This window comes from Mycobacterium sp. NTMscope_MAC_269 (assembly GCF_976985695.1).
The window spans coordinates 3,723,617-3,744,096 of sequence record NZ_OZ335668.1; the positions used below are offsets into that span (position 1 = coordinate 3,723,617).

The 20,480-nt window shown below is 67.9% G+C and carries 23 protein-coding genes and 1 tRNA gene; 9 read left to right on the top strand and 15 right to left on the bottom strand.

The features are described 5' to 3' along the window. Window positions 1–38: 38 nt before the first annotated feature. Window positions 39–758: a two-component system response regulator PhoP gene (gene phoP / locus ACZ50Z_RS17440; RefSeq protein ID WP_464484660.1), complete on the bottom strand. Its 720-nt coding sequence runs from the start codon at window positions 756–758 to the stop codon at window positions 39–41. 157 nt (window positions 759–915) lie between these two features. Between phoP and ACZ50Z_RS17445 the strand changes: the two genes are divergently transcribed. Beyond that, entirely contained in the window at window positions 916–1,632 is a 717-nt protein-coding gene (locus ACZ50Z_RS17445) for a hypothetical protein (protein WP_464484661.1), read from the top strand. A gap of 178 nt (window positions 1,633–1,810) precedes the next feature. On the opposite strand, the gene ACZ50Z_RS17450 is transcribed toward ACZ50Z_RS17445, so the two are convergent. From ACZ50Z_RS17450 to ACZ50Z_RS17460, 3 genes are all read right to left on the bottom strand, one after another. Further along, window positions 1,811–1,886, bottom strand: a tRNA-Thr gene (locus tag ACZ50Z_RS17450). Between the two features lie 180 nt (window positions 1,887–2,066). Next, entirely contained in the window at window positions 2,067–2,312 is a 246-nt protein-coding gene (locus ACZ50Z_RS17455; RefSeq protein WP_464484662.1) for a hypothetical protein, read from the bottom strand. An 84-nt stretch (window positions 2,313–2,396) separates the two neighbouring features. Then, window positions 2,397–3,185 carry a DUF732 domain-containing protein gene (locus tag ACZ50Z_RS17460; protein WP_464484663.1) on the bottom strand — a complete coding sequence of 263 codons (789 nt, stop codon included), beginning with the start codon at window positions 3,183–3,185 and terminating at the stop codon, window positions 2,397–2,399. A 163-nt stretch (window positions 3,186–3,348) separates the two neighbouring features. Here ACZ50Z_RS17460 and ACZ50Z_RS17465 point away from each other — a divergent pair, with 163 nt between their 5' ends. After that, complete coding sequence (locus ACZ50Z_RS17465) at window positions 3,349–4,239, top strand: lytic transglycosylase domain-containing protein (RefSeq protein ID WP_464486290.1); 891 nt, start codon at window positions 3,349–3,351, stop codon at window positions 4,237–4,239. 7 nt (window positions 4,240–4,246) lie between these two features. On the opposite strand, the gene ACZ50Z_RS17470 is transcribed toward ACZ50Z_RS17465, so the two are convergent. The 4 genes from ACZ50Z_RS17470 to ACZ50Z_RS17485 form a co-directional block, all read right to left on the bottom strand. Further along, window positions 4,247–5,266: an MAP_0585 family protein gene (locus ACZ50Z_RS17470; RefSeq protein WP_464486291.1), complete on the bottom strand. Its 1,020-nt coding sequence runs from the start codon at window positions 5,264–5,266 to the stop codon at window positions 4,247–4,249. Window positions 5,267–5,305: 39 nt separating this feature from the next. Next, a complete protein-coding gene (locus ACZ50Z_RS17475) occupies window positions 5,306–5,776 on the bottom strand; it encodes a lipoprotein LpqH (RefSeq protein ID WP_464484664.1) in 471 nt (156 codons plus the stop codon). Between the two features lie 133 nt (window positions 5,777–5,909). Then, on the bottom strand, window positions 5,910–6,578 hold the full coding sequence (locus tag ACZ50Z_RS17480; protein WP_464484665.1) for a S1 family peptidase: 669 nt from the start codon (window positions 6,576–6,578) through the stop codon (window positions 5,910–5,912). Window positions 6,579–6,666: 88 nt separating this feature from the next. Further along, window positions 6,667–7,542 (bottom strand): alpha/beta fold hydrolase, encoded by an 876-nt coding sequence (locus tag ACZ50Z_RS17485; protein ID WP_464484666.1) that lies wholly within the window; start codon window positions 7,540–7,542, stop codon window positions 6,667–6,669. A gap of 130 nt (window positions 7,543–7,672) precedes the next feature. Here ACZ50Z_RS17485 and ACZ50Z_RS17490 point away from each other — a divergent pair, with 130 nt between their 5' ends. After that, a complete protein-coding gene (locus ACZ50Z_RS17490; protein WP_464484667.1) occupies window positions 7,673–9,163 on the top strand; it encodes an amidase in 1,491 nt (496 codons plus the stop codon). 16 nt (window positions 9,164–9,179) lie between these two features. On the opposite strand, the gene ACZ50Z_RS17495 is transcribed toward ACZ50Z_RS17490, so the two are convergent. Then, window positions 9,180–9,356 (bottom strand): hypothetical protein, encoded by a 177-nt coding sequence (locus tag ACZ50Z_RS17495; RefSeq protein WP_464484668.1) that lies wholly within the window; start codon window positions 9,354–9,356, stop codon window positions 9,180–9,182. A gap of 347 nt (window positions 9,357–9,703) precedes the next feature. Here ACZ50Z_RS17495 and ACZ50Z_RS17500 point away from each other — a divergent pair, with 347 nt between their 5' ends. From ACZ50Z_RS17500 to ACZ50Z_RS17510, 3 genes are all read left to right on the top strand, one after another. Beyond that, window positions 9,704–9,973 carry a hypothetical protein gene (locus ACZ50Z_RS17500; protein ID WP_464486292.1) on the top strand — a complete coding sequence of 90 codons (270 nt, stop codon included), beginning with the start codon at window positions 9,704–9,706 and terminating at the stop codon, window positions 9,971–9,973. 17 nt (window positions 9,974–9,990) lie between these two features. Continuing rightward, window positions 9,991–10,377, top strand: coding sequence for an integrase (locus ACZ50Z_RS17505; RefSeq protein ID WP_464484669.1), 387 nt, complete (start codon window positions 9,991–9,993; stop codon window positions 10,375–10,377). A 332-nt stretch (window positions 10,378–10,709) separates the two neighbouring features. Further along, window positions 10,710–12,272, top strand: coding sequence for an LCP family protein (locus ACZ50Z_RS17510; RefSeq protein ID WP_464484670.1), 1,563 nt, complete (start codon window positions 10,710–10,712; stop codon window positions 12,270–12,272). Between the two features lie 15 nt (window positions 12,273–12,287). Here the strand turns inward: ACZ50Z_RS17510 and ACZ50Z_RS17515 are convergent, their stop codons facing one another. The 3 genes from ACZ50Z_RS17515 to ACZ50Z_RS17525 all read right to left on the bottom strand — a co-directional run bounded on the left by ACZ50Z_RS17515 (window position 12,288) and on the right by ACZ50Z_RS17525 (window position 14,989). Next, window positions 12,288–13,079, bottom strand: coding sequence for an SDR family NAD(P)-dependent oxidoreductase (locus ACZ50Z_RS17515; protein ID WP_464484671.1), 792 nt, complete (start codon window positions 13,077–13,079; stop codon window positions 12,288–12,290). Between the two features lie 32 nt (window positions 13,080–13,111). Then, window positions 13,112–13,951, bottom strand: coding sequence for an SDR family oxidoreductase (locus tag ACZ50Z_RS17520; protein ID WP_464484672.1), 840 nt, complete (start codon window positions 13,949–13,951; stop codon window positions 13,112–13,114). A gap of 102 nt (window positions 13,952–14,053) precedes the next feature. Beyond that, window positions 14,054–14,989: an enoyl-CoA hydratase gene (locus tag ACZ50Z_RS17525; protein ID WP_464484673.1), complete on the bottom strand. Its 936-nt coding sequence runs from the start codon at window positions 14,987–14,989 to the stop codon at window positions 14,054–14,056. A gap of 244 nt (window positions 14,990–15,233) precedes the next feature. On the opposite strand from ACZ50Z_RS17525, the gene ACZ50Z_RS17530 reads away from it, so the two are divergent. The 3 genes from ACZ50Z_RS17530 to ACZ50Z_RS17540 all read left to right on the top strand — a co-directional run bounded on the left by ACZ50Z_RS17530 (window position 15,234) and on the right by ACZ50Z_RS17540 (window position 17,545). Further along, window positions 15,234–15,398 (top strand): hypothetical protein, encoded by a 165-nt coding sequence (locus ACZ50Z_RS17530; protein WP_008263763.1) that lies wholly within the window; start codon window positions 15,234–15,236, stop codon window positions 15,396–15,398. Continuing rightward, window positions 15,399–16,880: an alpha,alpha-trehalose-phosphate synthase (UDP-forming) gene (locus ACZ50Z_RS17535; RefSeq protein WP_464484674.1), complete on the top strand. Its 1,482-nt coding sequence runs from the start codon at window positions 15,399–15,401 to the stop codon at window positions 16,878–16,880. Window positions 16,881–16,966: 86 nt separating this feature from the next. Next, window positions 16,967–17,545, top strand: coding sequence for a hypothetical protein (locus ACZ50Z_RS17540; protein ID WP_464484675.1), 579 nt, complete (start codon window positions 16,967–16,969; stop codon window positions 17,543–17,545). A gap of 1 nt (window position 17,546) precedes the next feature. On the opposite strand, the gene ACZ50Z_RS17545 is transcribed toward ACZ50Z_RS17540, so the two are convergent. Genes ACZ50Z_RS17545 through ACZ50Z_RS17555 form a run of 3 tightly spaced genes read right to left on the bottom strand, consistent with a single transcriptional unit; the run spans window position 17,547 to window position 20,469 of the window. Then, complete coding sequence (locus tag ACZ50Z_RS17545; protein ID WP_464484676.1) at window positions 17,547–18,038, bottom strand: mammalian cell entry protein; 492 nt, start codon at window positions 18,036–18,038, stop codon at window positions 17,547–17,549. Continuing rightward, window positions 18,038–18,745 carry a mammalian cell entry protein gene (locus tag ACZ50Z_RS17550; RefSeq protein ID WP_464484677.1) on the bottom strand — a complete coding sequence of 236 codons (708 nt, stop codon included), beginning with the start codon at window positions 18,743–18,745 and terminating at the stop codon, window positions 18,038–18,040. The genes ACZ50Z_RS17545 and ACZ50Z_RS17550 overlap by 1 nt, the downstream gene beginning before the upstream one ends. Next, complete coding sequence (locus ACZ50Z_RS17555; RefSeq protein WP_464484678.1) at window positions 18,745–20,469, bottom strand: virulence factor Mce family protein; 1,725 nt, start codon at window positions 20,467–20,469, stop codon at window positions 18,745–18,747. The genes ACZ50Z_RS17550 and ACZ50Z_RS17555 overlap by 1 nt, the downstream gene beginning before the upstream one ends. Window positions 20,470–20,480: the final 11 nt, after the last annotated feature.

Consider the following 20,480-nt stretch of genomic DNA (forward strand, 5'->3'; position numbering starts at 1 on the left):
CCCCAATTCTTCGCTACCGTTGACAGCCGCGCACGCGCTCAGCGCGGTTCGCGCAACACATAACCCACGCCGCGCAGCGTGTGCAGCAGCCGCTTTTCCCCGGTGTCGATCTTGCGGCGCAGATACGACACGTAGGACTCGACGACGTTCACGTCACCGCCGAAGTCGTAACGCCATACGTGATCGAGGATCTTCGGTTTACTCAACACCGTGCCCGCGTTGATGACAAAGTAACGCAGCAACGTGAACTCGGTCGGCGAAAGCGACACCGGCTGACCGGCCTTCCACACCTCGTGCGTTTCTTCGTCGAGCTCGATATCGGCGAAAGTCAGTCGGGCACTGCGTGGTTCGGCGCCGCCCTTGCCGGCACGCCGCAAGATGACCCGCAACCGAGCGACGACCTCTTCGAGGCTGAACGGCTTGGTCACATAGTCGTCGCCGCCCAACGTCAGCCCGGCGATCTTGTCCTGCAAGGAATCCCGCGCCGTCAAGAACAACGCGGGAGCCTCGATGCCGTCGGCACGCAACCGTCGCAGCACCCCGAATCCGTCCATGCCGGGCATCATCACGTCGAGGATGACGGCGTCGGGACGGGCTTCGCGCGCCCGATCCAACGCCTGGGCGCCGTTGGTCGCCGTGTAGACCTCGAAGCCCTGGAACTTCAAACTCACCGAGAGCAACTCGACGATGTTGGCCTCGTCGTCCACCACGAGGACACGAGCCTCCGGTTTGGTGTCGCTGGAAGTTGGCGATGTCATCAGGCGCTTCTGTCCCTTACTTGAAGTTACCTATGGAAAGATTGTGTGATTCCTGAAAGCTCAGTGTCAACCGTCTGTTAGTAGTCTGCCAGGAGTCAGCGCATTGCCTTGGGACGGATCGCCCTTTCGCAGGCCGCGTCGTGAATAGACTCGAAGAATGAACCTCGCCAAAAGCATCGTGTCGGCGGCGACCGCTCCCGCGCGGGTCGGGCTGGCCGCGGCCGACGCGGGTCTGGGCGTGGCAAGCGCGGCCGTCGGCGTGGCCAAGCGCGCCCTGGGTGAGAACGGAACCGTCGGCACGAACGCGATGACGTCGATGCTGGGGATCGACGACGCGCTCGTGCGTGCCAACCGGCTCGCCAGGCTCCTCGACGACGACGCCCCGCTGGGCCGGGCGGTCGCCCCGGACGGGCCGCTCGACCGCCTGCTGCGCCCGGGCGGGGTGGTCGACCTGCTGACCTCGGAGGGTGGACTGCTCGACCGCCTGACCGCCGAGGGCGGCGCGTTGCAACGCACGCTGCAGCCCGGCGGGCTGGCCGATCAGTTGGTCGCCGAGGAGGGTCTGATCGAACGCCTGCTGGCCGAGGACGGGCTCGCCGACCGGCTGCTCAGCGAAGGCGGCCTGGTCGACAAGCTGACGGCGAAGCACGGACCGCTCGACCAGCTCGCCGACGTCGCCGACACCCTGGCGCGGCTCACGCCCGGGATGGAGGCGCTCGAGCCCGCGATCGCCACCCTGCAAGACGCCGTCATCGCGCTCACCATGGTGGTCAACCCGCTCAGCAACATCGCCGACCGGATCCCACTGCCCGGACGCCGGCGCCCCTCGTCACGGACGGTGCGCTCAGCACGCGTGATCGACAGCGAGCAGTGACCGATTAGGCGTGCACAGACTCCAGTGTCGAGCCAGGCCTCCAAGAGCAAGCGGCGGAGGTGTGACTGTTGGCATGCGTTGGTGCAGAACACCTTTCGTCGAGGGCCTTCGGAATCGATGCCGCACCCGAGACAGGTCGTTGACACAAGACGACGCTATCCCTGAGTACCGACAGGAATGGAGCCGCGTGAGAGACTCGAACTCTCGACATCCGCTTTACAAGAGCGACGCTCTACCAACTGAGCTAACGCGGCCAGGGCTGGCTCGATAAGCCACGACGATTCTACGGCAGGGGTGATGCCGCCCGAGCTACGCGTCGACTCAGGCCGGCGGAGGTGCCGGCCGCTCGGGTCGCGTCGTCGTGGAGGGCGGAGCTCGCGAATGGTGCGTTTTGGTACGCGAGCGGTCGCCAGCTCAATCCGGCGTTGGCGTGCTCAACGCGCCGCGCCCTCGCCGTGATTGTCGTCGTCCTCGTCCCAGTACGCCCATTCGGGAAGCGGTGTGCTGGGCATGGCGCCAAGGGCGGATGCCTCATACCCGGGTTGCCCGCTGGGTCCCTTCCACCGCGGATCCAATCTGTTCGCTCGTGAACGCCTGATCCCGCGGGTGATCAAAGCGATGGTGCCTCCGACGACAAAGGCGATCAACGCGACTTTGAGAACCAGCAAGAGCAGTGTCACGGCTGCATGTGCTCCTCGACGCCTTGAGATACCAGACTGCAGGACAACGATTTTCGAGCCGCAGCGAGACCGCGGCCCATCAGCTCACGGGTGGCCTGGAAGGTTGTCCAGGTCACCTTGGATGTCCCGCAGTTTTCCTTCGATGGCCTGCAGATCGGACAGCGCGTCCTGATAGGCCGGCTGCATCTCGTTTGAGGCAGAGGGTAGGGACTGAGGGCAGTACGCGACGATCGCGCCCGCGGTGACATGGGTACTTTGATCCGCGTCCCAGATCGACGATCGCTGCACGAATCCGACCGCATCCGAGAAATTGTGTTGGTGCGCCAAAAAATCGCAGACCGCGTGCCCTTGGGCCATCGCGTAATCCTGGCTGGGAATCGGTACGCCTTCGTGCTTCAACGCGGCGATGAACGCCGTGTCGGCGACGCCCGTCCGTGGGGCGGGCGGCGCATGGGGCGCCATCCGGCCGGGTGCCAGCGACGTGGCCGGTCGACTGGGTGGCGACGCCGCCGGTGGCGGGGGTTCCGTCGGCTGCGCCGGCGAATCCTGGTGACGGACGGCGAATATGACAATCGACGCGGCGGCGACGGCCACCAACGACAGCGGCAACGCCGCCATAAGGCCCAGGCGGCGCAGCACACCGCTACGCCGCAGGAGCGTGGCCACGCCGCGCCGCGGCGGGGGCCCGGTGGCCACCTGGGTCTCAGGCAAGCCAGGCGCATGCACGACGGGCGCCCCTGTGCTGTGGGCCAGCAGCTCGTCGAGCAGTTCGTCGACCTCCTGGGACGACGGTTGACCGCCCTGCTCGCGGATTGACCGGCGCCCAACAGCGATGCGCCGCAATTCAGAATCGATCGTCTCGCGGTCGCGCATATCAACCAGTTTGAGCCCTGATCGGCATTGCTGTCACGCAGTCGGATGCGACAGACTCGCTGTCAGGCCAACCAGCCGGAGCCATGGGGGATCGAGGCAATGGACGGACGTGATCGCCGTGGGCCGTGACCGGTACACCGCGCCGCTCGTTCTCGGCGCGGTCATGGTCGCGCTCGTCGGCTGTTCGACGTCGCACCCGACGGCCGCGACCGGCCCAGCCACGGCCGGGCGGCCCGCGCCGACGTCGCGCATGGTGCCCGTCGACGCGGGCACGCCCGGCGGCGCACAGCCGCTTCTGGCGTCAGATCCCGTGCAGCTGGCCGACGACCTCGTCGCCGACGAGCGTGCGCTGCGCGAGCCAGGGACTCCGGAGCCGGCGCTGACGGCGGCCGCGCACCGCGTGCAGGCGGCCTACCGCGCCATCGGGCGCCATCCCGAATGGGATGCGGCGACCCGCCCGCGGATCCCGGCGGAGCTGGCCGATGTCTACGACCGCAACGTCGACGCTCGTCGACAACTCACCGCGCTGACCCCCGTGCGAGCCACGTTGCCGGCGTGGCACATCGAGGCCCCGCCCCCCGCCGACGAGCTGCTCAACGACTACCACCAGGCGGAGTCCGAGTCCGGCGTCAGCTGGAACTACCTGGCCGCGATCAACTTCATCGAGACCCGGTTCGGCAGCATCGTGGGCGCGAGCACCGCCGGCGCGCAGGGCCCCATGCAGTTCCTGCCGTCGACGTTCGCCGGCTACGGGCAGGGCGGCGATATCCACTCACCCCGCGACAGCATCCTGGCGGCGGGCCGTTACCTGGCCGCCAACGGCTTTGCCAACGACCGGGATCGCGCCATCTATGGCTACAACCACGCCAGCGAATACGTGCACGCGGTCGACCAATACGCGGCGCTGATTGCGGCCGATCCCGCCGCGTTTGCCGCGTACTACCGCTGGGACGTTTATTGCCGCACCACGGCGGGCGACGTCTTGTTGCCCATCGGCTACGACGCGTCGTCACCGATCCCGGCCGCCGACTACGTCGCCACCCACCCGCAGTAGTACACGATCAGTACAGGGGCACCCACACACCGAAGAACCAGTAACCCCAGCCGCCGTACTGCCAGTTGAAGACCGGGATGGCGGTAAAGGTGTTGTAGCTGAAGGGCCCGAAATCGCCTCGTGCCGAGGCCACATCGCGCGGTGGCCCGGCCCACGGCCGGTTCCAGCCACCCGGAGGCGGCGGACCGTCCCAGCCGCCCGGGGGCGGCGGGCCCTCCCAGTGCGGCGGCGGGTGGCCCGGAGCCGGGCCGTCGTTCCAGCCATAGCCGTGCTGGCGCGGCGGCGGGGGTGCCCCGCGGCCCGGGATGCTGAATTGGACATTCGGACCGCCGGGGCCGCCGATCTGCGCGTTGGCCGAGACCACGTCGTGGCGCGGAATGTAGGGCGGGTGCGGCGGCTGCGTGCTCGGCGGGTTGAGCGACGCGTACCGCTGCCTCTCGTTCGGCGGCGGGTTCTGGGTGTTCGCCGGGGCATTGGTCTGCCCGCCCTGCGGCGGCGGGTTCTGACCGCGCTCATTCGGAGGTGTGTTCTGCCCCGGCTGCGGCGGGTATTGGTTGTCCTGGTTGGGGGACGGCGCGTTCTGGCCGGTCTGCGCCGGGTTTTGGCCGCGCTCATTCGGCTGCGGCGTGTTCTGACCGCCCTGAGGTGGCGCGTTCGTCTGCCCGCCCTGCGGCGGCGGACTGTTCTGCCCACCCTGAGGCGGGTTGGTCTGGCCGCCTTGCGGCGGACTGTTCTGGCCGCCTTGCGGGGGCGGATTGGTCTGGCCACCTTGCGGCGGACTGTTCTGGCCACCTTGCGGCGGGGTGTTTCCCCCGCCCTGCTGACCACCGCCACCGGGGCCGCCCGGCTGTCCACCCGGCCCGCCGGGGTTACCACCCCCGCCGCCTCCGCCACCGCCACCGCCGTGGCAGTTCGGGCATGGTGGCGGTGGGTCAAGTGGAGCGGAGTAGGCCGCACCGGCGTTCAGGGTGGCCATGGAGATGCTCAGGCCGGCGGCCACCGCGGCAGCGCTGGCGACGCGTTTCATAGACATAGCTGCGTTCCCCTCGGGTGTCGATGGCCTGCGCTACGGGCAGGTGACGTCCAACTCGAATGGCTTGGTTACCTGCTGTGGTTGCTGCGGGTTGCTCATGTCGACACCCGTCGCGGTGCCCTTGATCGCCCACGTCTTGCCGTTGACCGCGGCCCCGGCACTGCCACCCTGGCTGGGAGCGGCGTCGGAGAAGCCGAGCGCAACACCGTTGACGGTGCCCAACCCGACCGAATGGACCAGCGGCGGATTGCCATTGCTGACCACGGCGCCGAGCCCGGCGGTCGGGTCGCCGATGCCGATGTTGGTGTTGTCACCTGCGGCGGTGCACGTGACCTGCCCGCTGACGTTCTGATTCTGACCGTCGACGATCACCAGCGGGCCTGCTGCGGCCGGCGACGACGACGAACCGGACGAGCCCGTTCCGGACTTGTTGCTCGAACAACCGGCGCTGGCCGCGATCACCAGGCCCACACCGGCAACGCCGACGACGATCCCACGCTTCACTACTCTCCCCTTCGTGCCGCTGGTTCCGCTGGCTCTCGGACGAGTTCGAGGCCGGTCGCCCGCATACCCCATACCCGAGAACTGCAAACGCTGCGTCACGCGTCCTCGGATGCGCTGGGTCCCATGAAATCTCTCATGGGAGAACGCGCAGCCCCCACCTGTCCAGCAGCGGATTGATCAGCATGAAGTAGGTCGTGTAGTCGTCGCCGTCGGGCGAGGACATCAACAGCCCGACCGCGCTCACGGTGCCGTCCGGGTTCATCACGAAGCCGGGGCTCCCGCTGTCGCCGTCCAGGCTGAAGACGCTGGCTTCGACCACGTCACCGTCGATGCCTTTGACGGCGCCACACGTCTCACCGGTGACGGCACCGATCTTGCAGAACGGCATTCCGGGCTGAATCTGTGCGTGGCTCAACACATCCCGAACCTGATACCTTCCGCCGACGTCGCCCACCGGCATGCCGACACTCGGCTCGAGGCGGATGATCGCGGCGTCCCTCTTGGCGCCCTCGTGCTCGCTGGCAGAGATCTTGCCGAGCGGAGCATCGTTGCCGTACGTCCACTCCGCGCCGTCGTGCGAGTCGCAGTGCCCGCTGGTCATCAGGTAGTAACTGCCGTCGGCACCCTGGGCCGCGAATCCCGCTGTGCATCTACCGGATTCATGATCGACTCCCATGCCCGGCGTTGGGGGTGGCGACGGCAGAGCCGGGGGTGGCGCTGCCGCAGCAGTTTTCGCCACCGTCGTCGCGGCCACCAGCACGGCCCCGACGAGTCCCAGTCCCCGCAACCACGGCATGGTCACGCCGTCCCCCTCCGCTTGCCCCCGGCAGATCGTAACAGCGTCACTCGCCTCAGATGGGCTGGCGGCCAGCCGGTTCCGTGCGGGTGGTTCATCCGGCGTCGACATGCCGGGCAAGGAAGTCCAGCACGGCGCCGGCGAAGATGTCGTTGCGGTCGCCGGCGACCATGTGCCCGGCACCTCGGACATCGGTGAATTCGACTTGGGGGAAACGCGTCAGGAATTCGTCGGCGCGCTCCTGACTGACGAGGTCGCTCATCTGCCCGCGGACCAGTAGCATCGGCACCCCGCCGCTCAGGATCGCCTCCACGGCCGCGTGCATCCGGTCGGGGTCGGTGACCTCGAACGGAGGGAATGCCGCAGTGCCGCTGATGAATTGCGGATCCCAGTGCCAATACCAGCGGTCGCCGCGGCGACGCAGATTGGTGGTCAGCCCATCCAGATCGGTGGGTCGCGGTCGATGCGGGTTGTACTCGGCGATCGCATCGGCGACTTCGTCCAGTGAGCCGAACCCCGACTCCACTCGCTCCGCCATGAAGGCGTGTATGCGGTCGGCCCCGGACTGGTCCATGTTCGGGACGATGTCCACCAACACGACCGCGCTCGCGATGCCCGGGGACAGCTCCCCGGCGAGCAGCATCGACGTGAACCCGCCGAGCGAGGCGCCGACCAACACCGGTCGCGCAGGCAGCGTGCGCAGCACCTCCTGGACGTCGGCGGCGAAACTGACGACGCGATAGTCGCCGTCACCGGACCAGTCCGATTCGCCGTGGCCACGCAGGTCGACGGTGACAGCCTGCCACCCCCGCGCGGCTACCGCGGCAGCGGCCTTGCCCCACGAACGACGCGTCTGCCCGCCGCCGTGCAAGAACACCACAGCGCGGGCTTGAGGATCCCCGAGACGGTCGGCCACGATCTGGACCCCGCCGGGACCCCGGATCGTAAACGGTTCAGCTGCCGTGGGCACCAGGTGATACTAAGGCGCCCGCAACCAGCGGCCGCATTCGCTTGACGGCAACAGCGTGCAGCGGCGTCAATTTAGAGGAGGCTGGGCGGGGTCGGCGCCGCGCCGCACGGACCGGAGCGAAGGAGAAGACATGCATCTCGACGAGTACATGTCGCTGGATGCGACCGCGCTGGCCGAGCTTGTCGAACGCAAGCAGGTCGCCCCTGCCGAACTCCTCGCGTTGGCACGGCAACGCGCCGACGCCGTGAACCCGCGGTTGAATGCCATCGTCCGTCAGCTCGACGATGTCGCCGACACCCAGGCCGCCGATCCGCGTCTGAGCGGGCCGTTCGCCGGTGTCCCCTTCCTGCTCAAAGATCTCGGCCAGGAGTACCGCGGTTTTCCGACGTCGTGCGGGTCCCGGTCGCTGGCCAATGAGGTGGCCGACCGGCACGCGCTGATCACGCAGCGGTTCCTGGACGCGGGCCTGGTGATCTTCGGGATGACCAACACCCCCGAATTCGGGGCCAAGGGCGTCACGGAGCCCGACTACTGGGGCCCGGCCCGCAACCCGTGGGACACCAAGCGCACGCCAGGCGGTTCGTCGGGGGGCTCCGGGGCGGCGGTGGCGGCCGGCGTCGTTCCGGCCGCCGGGGCCAACGACGGTGGCGGGTCGATCCGAATCCCGGCCGCCTGCAACGGACTCGTCGGCCTCAAGCCCAGCCGCGGCCTGGCGCCCTACGGCCCGCAGACCGGCGAGATGCTGTTGGGGATGGCGACCCAGGGGGTGCTGTCGCGTACCGTGCGCGACAGCGCCGCGCTCTACGACGCGATCGTCGGGCACCATCCGGGCGCCGCCTACCGAGTCGCGTTGCCCGACAAGCCATTCAGCGGACTGATCCAGCGCCGTCCGCAGCGGTTGAAAATCGGGTATTCGGCGCGCTCGGCGATCAACCCGCGACCGAGCCCGGAGGCCGTCGCCGCGGTCGAGAAGGCGGCGACCCTACTGGGCGAATTGGGCCATCAGGTCGACGAGGTCGCGCCGCCCTACGATGACGCGGCGTTGGGTCGTGACTTTTTGACCATCTGGTTCGCGCAGCTTCACCAACAAGTCGCCGATATCAAGCGGCGAACCGGCGCCAAAGACAGCGATTTCGAGGCCGACACGTTGGCCATCGGTGAACTCGGCCGATCCGGCGGTGTCCTGGCGGTCATGTCCGCGCTGGAAAACAGAAACAACTACATCCAGTCCCTGGCCGAGTTCCACGGCGCCTATGACTTCTTCCTGACCCCGACCCTGGCCACCCCGCCCCTGGAGGTGGGCGCCACAGCGACGTCGGCGGTGTTGCAGCGGGCGGCCCGAGTGATCAGCAGGCTGCACGCCGGAAAACTCATGGGCCTCAGCGGAATTCTGGACGACCTCATCCAAGAGAGCCTGGGCTGGGTGCCCTACACCCAACTGGCCAACCTCACCGGGCGTCCGGCGATCAGCGTCCCACTGCACTGGACACAGGACGGCCTACCGCTGGGTGTGCAATTCGTGGGGAAGCTCGGCGCCGACGGCCGCCTCCTGCAGTTGGCCGCCCAGCTCGAAGAGGCGGCCCCATGGATTCACCGGCACCCCGCTCCCGTCTCGAAATAGGTTATGTCGCAAGGGTTTAGGCTGGTGGCTCGGTGCCCTGCTGCCCGCGCTGGCCCCGCCACAAAGCGGCGAACCGTCGGGCGATGTCGCCCAGCCGGCCACCCGCGTGCTGGGACGCCTTGATGCGACCCAGGGTTTCCCGGCCTTCATTCGCGTAGTCCTTGACCGATTCGTCGCCTTCCTCGGCACGCATGTCTGTCCTCCGATCCTTTTCGGTCACGTTCGTCACTGAGCGTGACGCTCGGGCGGTTCCGATGGCGTCAAGCGCTCCGGCGGTTCTGTCGGCGTGAGCCGTTCGGGCGTCTCCGGCGGGGTGAGCCGCTCCGGCGTCTCGCCCGGCGTCCCCGGCTCCGGTGGCTCTGAGTCGGCTGGCCGCTCCGCCGAAAGCGGCCTGAGGTCCGTATCGCTCATGCTCAGTCCTTCAATCGGCTCAAGTCCGCGTACCCGCCACACCCGGCCCTCAAAACGCCGCCGGCCTGGAGAACGCCGCGCTGCGCACCAGGTGCCGGTGGACGGCCGGCCGCTTACACTCCAACGGTGGTGAATCGGGCGCAAACGAGGTCGGCAGTGCACAAGATCCCGCTGGGCATCGGAATCGCCGTCGTCGTGTTGCTCGCCGTTTTCGCGATTCCGATCAAGCAACGATGCGGCGCGCCGGGCTACCCGTGCGCCTCGACGCTGGATACCGAGGGCAACGCCCACTACTACTACGAGGTCGAACCGGCGGGTGTCTACCTCGCCGAAATCGTCACCGGCACCAACATCACGCTCTTTTACAAGTCGGGCGAGGACCTGGTCAAAGCCAGATAGCACTGCTGGGAGACGACATGAGTATCGGCGGAACTGCCCGGATCACGGTGGCGGTCGGGGTCGCGACGGCAATGCTGACCACGAACGCGCCCGCGCACGTAGCGCTCGCCGCGGTGGGCCAGCGCCCTTGCGGCGCAAATGCGCTGTGCGCCAACGCCCCTGCCCCGGATGGCGGGGACCAGGCCACCGCCGAGCGCGCGATCATCGACGGCTACGTCAAGAAACAAGTCGGCTGCACGCCGACCATGCCGCCACACCCGGTGTCCATCGCGTGGGATCCCCCGGGCTTCACGCCCGGGATCGGCGGCTCTGGCGTCATTCACGATGCCAACCCGGCGCTCGGCGGCCAGTACCGCGCCGACTACGTCGACGGACGATGGCGCGTCGAGTACCTGTACTGCTGACGGCAACGGTTTGCTGGCCGGTGCGGGGCGATGCCGGTCCCGCACCCGGTATCCGTGCGGTAACAAGTTCGGCGCGACGCGTCCTCCGCCCGAGACCGGCCGGCGATCATCACCGCCGCGTCCGACGAAAACCGGCAGGTAGAGCGGCGATCGTGGTCGCGACTCGCCCCCGCGGGGCCTGCTGAATCCCCTCGCGCACGCCCTTGACGGGCGCTCTCGATTGGGGCCTTCACAGCAAGCTAACGCATACTTGTCACCATGCTCGAAGCGACATCGCCGCTAACCGCCGTTGCGGGGTCCGGTGGTGCGCTGGGTGTGGGCAGAGGTTTGTGATGGCCCGCTCGGGCGGCGCCCATCGCCGCCATCGAGCCGTCCGTCAACCCTCTCGAATCCGTAAAGGGCTGACGCGCACGTTGGGCGCGCTGGTTTCCGTGGCGGCGGTCGGGCTGACCGGCGCCGGGTACTACGTGGCGCACGGTGCGCTGGGCGGCATCACCGTTTCCAACGCCCTGCAGCCCGACGATCCGCGGTCCAGCGGCGACAACATGAACATCCTGCTGATCGGCCTGGACTCCCGGAAGGATCAGGACGGCAACGACCTGCCGTATTCGATCCTCAAGCATCTGCACGCGGGCGATTCCGACGACGGCGGCTACAACACCAACACGCTGATCCTGGTGCACGTCAGCGCCGACAACAAAGTGGTCGCCTTCTCGATCCCGCGCGACGACTGGGTGCCCTTCACCGGCGTCCCCGGATACAACCACATCAAGATCAAAGAGGCCTACGGGCTGACCAAGCAGTACGTCGCGCAGAAGCTGGCCAACCAGGGGACGAGCAGTCAAAAAGAGCTCGAGACGAAGGGCCGTGAGGCGGGCCGGGCGGCAACCCTGCGCGCGGTGCGCAGCCTGACCGGCGTCCCGATCGACTATTTCGCCGAGGTCAACCTCGCCGGTTTCTACGACCTGGCGCAGACGCTGGGCGGCGTCGAGGTGTGCCTGAACCACGCCGTCTACGACTCGTATTCCGGCGCCGACTTCCCGGCGGGGCGCCAGCGGCTGGACGCCTCCGAGGCGCTGTCGTTCGTCCGGCAGCGGCACGGCCTGGACAACGGCGACCTGGACCGCACCCACCGGCAACAGGCGTTCATCTCGTCGGTCATGCAGGAGCTGCAGGCCGCGGGCACCTTCACCAACATCGACAAGCTCAAGAACCTGATGGCGGTGGCGCGCAAGGACGTGGTGCTCTCGTCCGGTTGGAACGACGACATGATCCAGCGGCTGGGCGGGCTCGCCGGCGGCAACCTGGAATTCCGGACGCTGCCGGTGGTGCGCTACGACAACATCGACGGCCAGGACGTCAACATCGTCGACCCGGCCGCGATCAAGGCCGAGGTGGCGGCGGCGATCGGCACCGACGCACCGACCGCCGCGACCACCACGACGGCCGTCAAGCCCGATCCGTCCACGGTCGTCGACGTGGTCAACTCGGGCAGCATGAGCGGGCTCGCCACCGAGGTATCGCGCGCCCTGAAAAAGAAGGGCTACACCCCGGGCCAGGTCCGCGACCGCGAGTCCGGCGAGCCGACCACCAGCTCGATCGAGTACGGCGCCGGCGCGCAGACCGATGCGCGCAACGTGGCCAACCTGCTGGGCCTCGACGCGCCCAGCCAGCCCAGCCCCGGCGTCCAGCCCGGCCACATCCGGGTCACGGTGGACACCAATTTCTCGGTCCCCACACCGGACGACACCCAGATGGACGACGTGACGAGCACCAGCACCACCACCACGTCGACGAAGGCCAAGTCCTACTACTACAACGGCACCACCACGACCTACCCGACGCCCGATCAGGGGAAGCCGATCGACGGCGGCGGCGTGCCCTGCGTCAACTAGCCGTTTGCCGCCAGCTCACGCGTGCGTGCCGCCGTCCATGCGGATCTCAGTGCCCGATATCCAGGCTCCATCGTCGGACACCAGCATCGCGATCACCCCGGCGACCGCCTCGGGTCCGGCCATTCCGGTGCCGCTGGACTCCGTCGTGGTCGGCAGGACCGGCATCAGCCGCGAAAACAGCGACCAGTCGGCGTCCTGCGGGATGTATCCGCCGGTGGCATCGGTGATCCCGGACTTGATGCTGCCCGGGGCAACGCATGCCGCGCGCAGGCCCTGCTTGGCGTATTCCAGCGCCAGGGAATGGGTGAAGGCCTGGATGCCGCCCTTGCTCGCGGCGTAGGCGGCCATGTAGGGATGGGCGAACGAGGCCGATGTGGAGCTGAAGTTCACGATCGCGCTGCGGGAATTCGCCAGCAGCGCCGGCAGCGCCGCGCGCACCACCAGGAAGGTGCCGGTCAGGTTCACGCCGACGATCTGATTCCAGAGTTCGAGGCTCGTCTCGTGGGTGTGCGCGGCCCGCAGGATGCCCGCCGCGTTGACCAACGAGTCAAGGCCATCCAGTTGCTCGACTGCCGAGCGCACTCCGTCGGTCACCGAATGCTCGCTGCCGACATCCATCGGCACGAGGGTGAGACGGTCGGCGGTGCCGGCCTCTTGTGCCCGCGCCCGCGTCGCGTCCAGGCCGTCGGCCGCGATGTCGGAGGCCGCGACGGCGGCGCCCTCGTCGAGCAGGCGCAGCGCGCTCGCCTGACCGATCCCCGACGCGGCGCCGGTCACCAGAATCCGCTTGCCCTCGAGTCGCCTCATCGCTTCTCCCGTTCCCTAGGCGCGGCGAAAGGTCAGGGTGCTACCACCCCGCGCAGCGCGTCCTCCCCGTACATCTGCACCATCATCGAGGAGTAATCCGGACCGCGACGCAGAATGTGGCCGCCGTCGACGTTGATGCACTGGCCGGTGATCCAGGCCGCCGCGTCGCTGAGCAAGAACATGGCCAGGTTGGCGACGTCTTCGACCTCGCCGACCCGCGGCAGCGGGGTGCACAGCGCGTAGTCGCCGCTGATCTCCGGTGACTGGATCACGCTCGCGTCGACCAGATCGGTGCGAATCAGGCCCGGCCGGATGCTGTTGACCCGCACCCAGGATGGGCCGAGCTCGTCGGCGGCCAGCATCATCATGTGGTCGATCGCCGACTTGGTGACCCCGTACGGCCCGAACCACCGGTGGGTGTTGCTGGCCGCGATCGATGAGATCCCGATGAAGGAGCCGCCACCGCCGCGCACCATCTCGCGCCCCACATGCTTGAGCACGTACATGGTGCCATTGACGTTGAGGTCGACGGTGTTTCGCCACGCTTCGGAGTCGGTATGGGTGATCGGCCCCACAGTCAACGAGCCACCCGCGCAGTGCACCGCGCCGTGCAGCCGGCCGTGCCAGGCCGTCGCGGCATCGACCGCGCGGGCCACCTCGTCCTCGTTCGTGACGTCGGTGGGCTCGTAACGAATCGAGCCGTCGCCGGGCAGGGCTTCAATCTCCTTGACCGCCTCGGCGAGCCGATCGGCGTTGCGGCCGACGATCATGACCGAGGCGCCGGCCGCGACCAGCCCGGCTGCCACGCCCTTGCCGATCCCGCTGCCGCCCCCGGTGATCAGATAGGTCCGGTCTTCGAACGAAAGCTGCACGCGAGGCCCTTTCAAACTGGAACAAGTTCTAGCTATAGAAGCATGTCCGCTCGGGACGAATATCGCTACCCCCGGTCTCGTTAGGCCCTGCGGTGCGCGGCGCTACGGCGTATCGCGGCGCGCCACCTTCGTCGGCTTGGCGTCACGCCAATCCTCGACGTGCGGAGGCTGGCCGACCGGCCACCGATTCTCGTTGAACGCCGCCCAATGGGCGTGCCCCAGCAGGTGGACGTGGAACGCATGCCGCAGCGCCTCGGTGTAACCCATCGCGTCAGAGGCGGCGTTCACCGAATCCTTGATGAGCAGTGACGCCATCGTGGGGCGCTCGGCGATGCGTCGCGCGAATTCGAGTGTCTTTTCCTCTAATTCGTCGACAGCGAAAACCTTGGACACCATGCCCAGCCGGTGCGCCTCGTCCGCGTCGATCGAATCACCGGTCAGCAGCAGCTCTTTGGCCTTACGCGGGCCGAACTCCCAGGGGTGAGCGTAGTATTCGACGCCCGGCATCCCCAGGCGGACTGCGACAACGTCGCTGAACTTCGCGTTGTCCGCCGCGACGATCAGGTCGCACGCCCAGATCAGCATCAGACCGGCCGAGATGGCGTTACCCTGCACCTGGGCGATCGTGATCTTGCGCAAATCGCGCCAGCGGCAAGTGTTTTCGAAGAAATAGTGCCACTCCTGGTGGTACAGCTTCTCCATGATCGGCTCGAGCGTGGCCCCGCGCGAGCGGAAGCTCGGATGCTGCCCCGGCCCCGGTGCGCGCTCGGCCAGCGCCTGCTCGGAACCCAGGTCGTGGCCGGCGGAAAAATTCCTGCCGCGCGCCGCCAGGATCACCACGCGGACGGCGTCGTCGGCCTCGGCGCGGCCGAAGGCCTCGTCGAGCTGGACCAGCAGGCCGCGGCTCTGCGCGTTGTGGGCGTCGGGCCGGTTCAGCCAAATCCGGGCGATGCGGCCCTCGTCGAGGGTTTCGTAGGCCACCAGCTCCGGGGAGCTGGAGTCGGCCGCCCCGGCGTCGGCTTGCTGGGAGACTGTCATTACGCCCACCTCGTTCGTCATTGGATTGGCATTGAATTGGCCTTGTTTACAGATTACGGCCAGTGTGTAACCGGGGCCGCGCTGGGGGGACGGCCCGCGAGGCCCGAACGGCGGCCCGCCCGGGCCGATCGTGTCTTCGCGAGCGGCGCGGCGAGTCCCTGCAAACCAGCCATAAATGCGCCCGACGCCCGTTAGCTGGTGAGACGGGCTGCGGTCGAACACGCGCGTCGCCTACAGTTAAGTCATGCCTACGAAATCTGATCCTGGCGAAATCGGCGACGTCGAGCCGGTGGCGGACAGCACTGCGAGCCAGGCCAGGCGGGTCGTCGCGGCGTATGCCAACGACGCCGACGAATGCCGCGTTTTTCTGTCCATGCTGGGTATTGGGCCGGCGAAACTCGACGCGTAAATGGCTCCCGGGGGAGGGCGAGGCTCCAAGGCAGCCGAATTCGGCAATTCCGACTTCGTCGTCGTCGCCAACCGGCTGCCGGTTGACCGGGAGGTGCTCCCTGACGGCACGACGGCCTGGAAACGCAGCCCCGGGGGGCTGGTCACCGCCCTGGAGCCGCTGCTGCGCCGCCGGCGCGGAGCGTGGGTCGGATGGCCGGGCGTCGTCGACGAGGACGTCGACCACGAGGATGAGCCCATCGTCCAGGACGATCTGGAACTTCGGCCCGTCAAGCTGAGCGCGGACGACGTCGCCGAGTATTACGAGGGTTTCTCGAACGCCACGCTGTGGCCGCTGTATCACGACGTCATCGTCAAACCGATCTACCACCGCGAGTGGTGGGAGCGCTACGTCGTCGTCAACCGCCGCTTCGCCGAAGCCACGTCGCGTGCCGCCGCGCGCGGAGCGACCGTGTGGGTGCAGGACTATCAGCTGCAGCTGGTCCCGGCGATGCTGCGCGAGATGCGGCCCGATTTGACCATCGGCTTCTTCCTGCACATCCCCTTCCCGCCGGTGGAGCTGTTCATGCAGATGCCGTGGCGGACCGAGATCGTCGAGGGTCTGCTGGGCGCCGACCTCGTCGGCTTCCACCTGGCCGGCGGCGCGCAGAATTTCCTGTTCCTTTCCCGGCGGTTGATCGGCGCCAACACCTCGCGCGGCGCGGTCGGCGTGCGGTCGCGGTACGGCGAGGTGGAGCAGGACTCCCGCGTCGTTCGGGTAGGCGCGTTTCCCATCTCCATCGACTCCAGTGCGCTCGACCAAACCGCCCGCCACCGCGATATCAGGCGGCGCGCCAAGGAGATTCGAGCCGAGCTCGGCAATCCCCGCAAGGTGCTGCTCGGCGTCGACCGGCTCGACTACACCAAGGGCATCGACGTTCGGCTGAAAGCCTTCTCGGAGCTGCTCGCCGAGGGCCGCGCCAAGCGCGACGACACGGTGCTGATCCAGCTGGCGACACCGAGCCGCGAGCGGGTGGACAGCTACCAGCAGCTGCGCAACGACATCGAACGCCAGGTCGGCCACATCAACGGCGAATACGGCGAAGTCGGGCATCCGATGGTGCACTACCTGCACCGGCCGGTCCCCCGCGACGAACTCATCGCGTTCTTCGTCGCCGCCGACGTCATGCTGGTCACCCCGCTGCGCGACGGGATGAATTTGGTGGCCAAGGAATACGTCGCCTGCCGCAGCGATCTCGGCGGCGCGCTCGTGCTGTCCGAATTCACCGGCGCCGCCGCCGAACTGCGGCAGGCGTACCTGGTCAACCCGCACGACCTCGAAGGGGTCAAAGACGCCATCGAGGCCGCCCTCAACCAGTCCGCCGAGGAGGGACGGCGGCGCATGCGGTCGCTGCGCCGCCAGGTGCTCGCCCACGACGTCGATCGCTGGGCGCGTTCCTTCCTCGATGCTCTCGCCGAGGCGCGGCCCCATGGCGCCGATTAGCTCGGATACGCCAGGAACTTATGGTGTTGGCGCGCCAACGCTGTGATACTCGGGTGCAGCGTCGCACGCGAAGGAGAAAGAGCCACATGAAGCTCCGTCACGGACTGGCCGCGGGTGCCGCCGTCTTTACCGCCGTCGCGACGGGAATCGCCTTGCAATCCGGCGAACCGGCCAAGGCGGTCGGACCGCCGGCGGACGGCACCTACTCCTTCAACGAGGCGGGTGTCTCCGGAGTCACCTGGACCATTTCCGCGCTCTGTGACCAGCCATCGGGGACCCGGAACATGAATGACTATTCCGACCCGATCGTCTTCGCGATGAACTGCGCGCTGAACATCGTGAGTTCCACGGACGAGCAGATCAACGCCGCCGACAAGCTGCAGAACTTCAGCGGCCGGGCCCGCATGTCCAGCATGCTGTGGACTTTCAAGGTGCAAAAGGACAACGGCGTGTCCTGCCCGGGCGGCGGCACCGCGCCGTCCACCGAAACCTTCGCGTTCAGCGACGAAACCATGAGCGGCACCCACACCACACTGCACGGCGCCGTGTGCGGGATGCAGCCGGAGATGAAGAAGCAACCGTTCTCGCTGGCGATGACCGGGCCGCCGCCCAGCCCGATCGAGCGTTACCCGTTGTACTGCAACGGGATTGCGATGTGCTACTGAACTAGATCGGTGTGATGTAGGCGATCAGCCACTGCTTGCCGATCTTGGTGAAGTCCACCCGCAACCGGCTGCCGTCATACAACGGCTGCCGCGATTTGTCGGTGACCGTCCGATTCATGTAAACCATCACCGACGCCGAATTCCGTTTGGCGGACATGACTCCCACGCCCACGACGTTGGCCTGCACGACAACTTCGCGCTTCTTGGCCTCCGGGATGATCTGCGTGTTGGCGCTCTTCTGGAACTCCGCGCGATAGGCGGGGGTCAGCAGCGGGTAGGCGGCCGACAGGCTGCGTTCGACGGTTTGGTAGTCGTAGGCGAAGACCTCGGGTATTTCCTTGGCCGCCAAGCCCGGCAACACCGCGCGCGCCGCCTGCTCGCCGCGAACCTCGACTCGATCCCAGTACATCCAACCGGCCGCCGCGGACAGCCCGACGAACGCCACGGCCAGAAGGTAACCCGCGACGACGAGCAGCCAACGCCGCCATCGCATCAATTACCCCCGTCGGGATACTTCAGGTCGTAGCCGCTCATCCGCCCGGAGTCGTCCTCGTGCACGATGACGCGCAACCGGTAGGGCATGGACGGCTTGTTGACCCCGTCGATGTCGGCGACCGTGACGCGCACCGACACCAAGACCGACGCGTTATCGGTAACGGCGTCAATGCCTTCCAGCGCGGCGCCGTTGACGACGGCTTCAGAGGTCGCGTTGGTGGAGCGAAACAGGCCTTTGAGGTTTTCGACGTTGTTGTTGGCGCCGAGCATCCCGCGCAGCGGGCCGCTGGTGCCGTTGACGAACCGATTGACGCTCTCGTCGATGTTGTCCTGCTTGTAGCTGAACATGTTGACCACGGTCTGCGTCGCAGTGTCGACAAAGCGTTGGTCGCGCGCCTGCGCCGCGGCGGCGTGGCGATGCTGGACGGCCAAGAGGGCCACGCATCCGGCCAGAACCCCCACCGCCAGCAGCGTCGCCGCGAACGAGATCCACGTCACCAGGGTGCGGTGCGGCTGGCGCCGCGGTGGCGGCTTGATGGACTTGAGGGCCTTGACGGGTTGCGGCTGCCGCTTCGGAGCGGCCGGAATCTCGGACCGGACCGTGACATCCTGGGTCGACTCAGCCTTGGCGGGACCCGCCGCGCGCGAGGCTCGACGACGAACGCGCGGCTTGGTCGTCTGTTCGTCTGCCGGTACGGAGCCCATCACATAGGCCTTGGATCAAGCATCAGGTCCACCCAATTCTCGGCGCCGGAGGTGCCGGTGGCGCCGGCCGCGAAGATACCAGTGCCGCCGGCCGGATCGACAAATGCGCCGGTCTTCTCGTCGTAGGTGGCGTAGGCCGGCCCGCTCGCCTGCGGTTGCCCTCCGGGCGGCGGACCCCACGGCTTCTCCGGTCCGGGCCCCGCCGGCGGCGGGTTGATCCCCAGCGGCGGCGCCGGCGGGGGCAGCCACTTCGGATACGGAAGCTGCGGCGGCACCGGCGGCACGCCCGGTGGCTGCCACGACGTGAACGGCGGCGGCGGGCCGTTGTCGTTGGGCGGCGGCGGGGCGAACGCTGGCTGCTTGTTCGGCAGCGGCCCCGGCCCGGGCACCACACCCGGAGGCGGCGGTCCGACGATCGGTGTCCCGGGGTCCGGCTCCGCGTCCGGCGGGATATACGGGAAGTGGTTGGGCGGCAACACGTTCAGCCCGTTTGTCATCGGGGTGTCGTAGGGCACCGGCGGGCCGCGCCACGGGTTGCGGCCGATCGGCACGTAGCCCTTCGGGTCGCGGCAGAGCTGGATCGTGGGGGCGCGTTTTCCGGGGAACTCCTGACAGGGATAGTTGCGGGCGCCGCGCACGGTGCTGGGGTCGTTTTGCGCGGTCTTGCAGTACATGTCCCTCGGAAGCTCGCGCACCGTCTCGTCGGCCGGGGTGCGCATCAGCGGCGGCGGCAGGAAGCCGACGGCGCACGGCGGCGGATCGTTGAGGTCGAGCTTGAAGTCCAGCTTGGCGCCCTCGTCTTGCGGCCCGCCGCCGGCGGCGGTGGTGATGGCGGCGAACAACGCCGGCAGGACCACCAGCAGCTGTTCAATCGACTTGTTGTAGATCACGCCGACCCGGCCGAGGTTGGACAGGCTGGCGGCCAGCGCCGGGAAGCTGGGGCGAATGCCGGAGAACGCGGTGCTGGCCTCGTCGGTGGCGCCCGGGGCCGTCGCCAGGGTGTCGCGCAGCTGGGGGTCGGCCTGACGGACCTCGGAGGTGAACCGCGCCAGCCCATCCGACAGCGACTTGATGTCACCGCCGGCGCGGATCTGGGCCTGCAGGAACGGGCCGGCCTGATCGATCAGCTGCGAGACCTGCGGATAGTTGGCGTTGGCCTCGTCCACCAGCAGGCGGGCGGACTCGAAGAGCCGGGCAAGTTCAGGGCCCGAGCCGTTGGCCGCAATGAACGTCTCGTGCAACAGCTCACGCAACCGGGTGTCGCCCAGGCTGTTGACCAGCGTCTCCGCCCGCTTCAACAGGTCGGCGACGTCCTGGCCAATTCGTGTGTTCGGGCGCTCGATGCGAAATCCATCGGTCAGCTTGCTCGATGCCGGTGAACCCGGGGGCACCAGGTCGATGTACTGCTCGCCGACCGCCGACACGCTCTTGACGGTGGCGGTGACGTTCGAAGGGATGGCGGTCTCGCTGTTCAGGCGCATCTGGGCGATGACGCCGTTTGGGCTCAGCCCCACCGACTCGACGCGGCCCACGGCGACGCCACGGTAGGTGACGTTGGCGTTCTTGTACAGGCCGCCGCCGGCAACGAAATCGGCGCTCACGTTGTAGGTTCCGATGCCGAACGTCGCGGGCAGCCGCAGGTAGAAGATCGCCATCACGGTCAGGGTGATCGCCGTGATCACGGCGAAGATCGCCAGCTGGATCCTGGTCAGTCTGTCATGCATGTGCGGCCGCC

Bases quoted from the DNA above. Each gene is read 5' to 3' on its own strand.
- ACZ50Z_RS17510 (WP_464484670.1), top strand. From the start codon at position 10,710: ATGGCCCGCTCGGGCGGCGCCCATCGCCGCCATCGAGCCGTCCGTCAA.
- ACZ50Z_RS17550 (WP_464484677.1), bottom strand. From the start codon at position 18,745: ATGGGCTCCGTACCGGCAGACGAACAGACGACCAAGCCGCGCGTTCGT.
- ACZ50Z_RS17470 (WP_464486291.1), bottom strand. From the start codon at position 5,266: ATGAAACGCGTCGCCAGCGCTGCCGCGGTGGCCGCCGGCCTGAGCATC.
- ACZ50Z_RS17465 (WP_464486290.1), top strand. From the start codon at position 3,349: ATGGTCGCGCTCGTCGGCTGTTCGACGTCGCACCCGACGGCCGCGACC.
- ACZ50Z_RS17445 (WP_464484661.1), top strand. From the start codon at position 916: ATGAACCTCGCCAAAAGCATCGTGTCGGCGGCGACCGCTCCCGCGCGG.
- phoP (WP_464484660.1), bottom strand. From the start codon at position 758: ATGACATCGCCAACTTCCAGCGACACCAAACCGGAGGCTCGTGTCCTC.
- ACZ50Z_RS17525 (WP_464484673.1), bottom strand. From the start codon at position 14,989: ATGACAGTCTCCCAGCAAGCCGACGCCGGGGCGGCCGACTCCAGCTCC.
- ACZ50Z_RS17515 (WP_464484671.1), bottom strand. From the start codon at position 13,079: ATGAGGCGACTCGAGGGCAAGCGGATTCTGGTGACCGGCGCCGCGTCG.
- ACZ50Z_RS17535 (WP_464484674.1), top strand. From the start codon at position 15,399: ATGGCTCCCGGGGGAGGGCGAGGCTCCAAGGCAGCCGAATTCGGCAAT.
- ACZ50Z_RS17540 (WP_464484675.1), top strand. From the start codon at position 16,967: ATGAAGCTCCGTCACGGACTGGCCGCGGGTGCCGCCGTCTTTACCGCC.
- ACZ50Z_RS17545 (WP_464484676.1), bottom strand. From the start codon at position 18,038: ATGCGATGGCGGCGTTGGCTGCTCGTCGTCGCGGGTTACCTTCTGGCC.
- ACZ50Z_RS17530 (WP_008263763.1), top strand. From the start codon at position 15,234: ATGCCTACGAAATCTGATCCTGGCGAAATCGGCGACGTCGAGCCGGTG.
- ACZ50Z_RS17505 (WP_464484669.1), top strand. From the start codon at position 9,991: ATGAGTATCGGCGGAACTGCCCGGATCACGGTGGCGGTCGGGGTCGCG.
- ACZ50Z_RS17495 (WP_464484668.1), bottom strand. From the start codon at position 9,356: ATGCGTGCCGAGGAAGGCGACGAATCGGTCAAGGACTACGCGAATGAA.
- ACZ50Z_RS17460 (WP_464484663.1), bottom strand. From the start codon at position 3,185: ATGCGCGACCGCGAGACGATCGATTCTGAATTGCGGCGCATCGCTGTT.
- ACZ50Z_RS17490 (WP_464484667.1), top strand. From the start codon at position 7,673: ATGCATCTCGACGAGTACATGTCGCTGGATGCGACCGCGCTGGCCGAG.
- ACZ50Z_RS17555 (WP_464484678.1), bottom strand. From the start codon at position 20,469: ATGCATGACAGACTGACCAGGATCCAGCTGGCGATCTTCGCCGTGATC.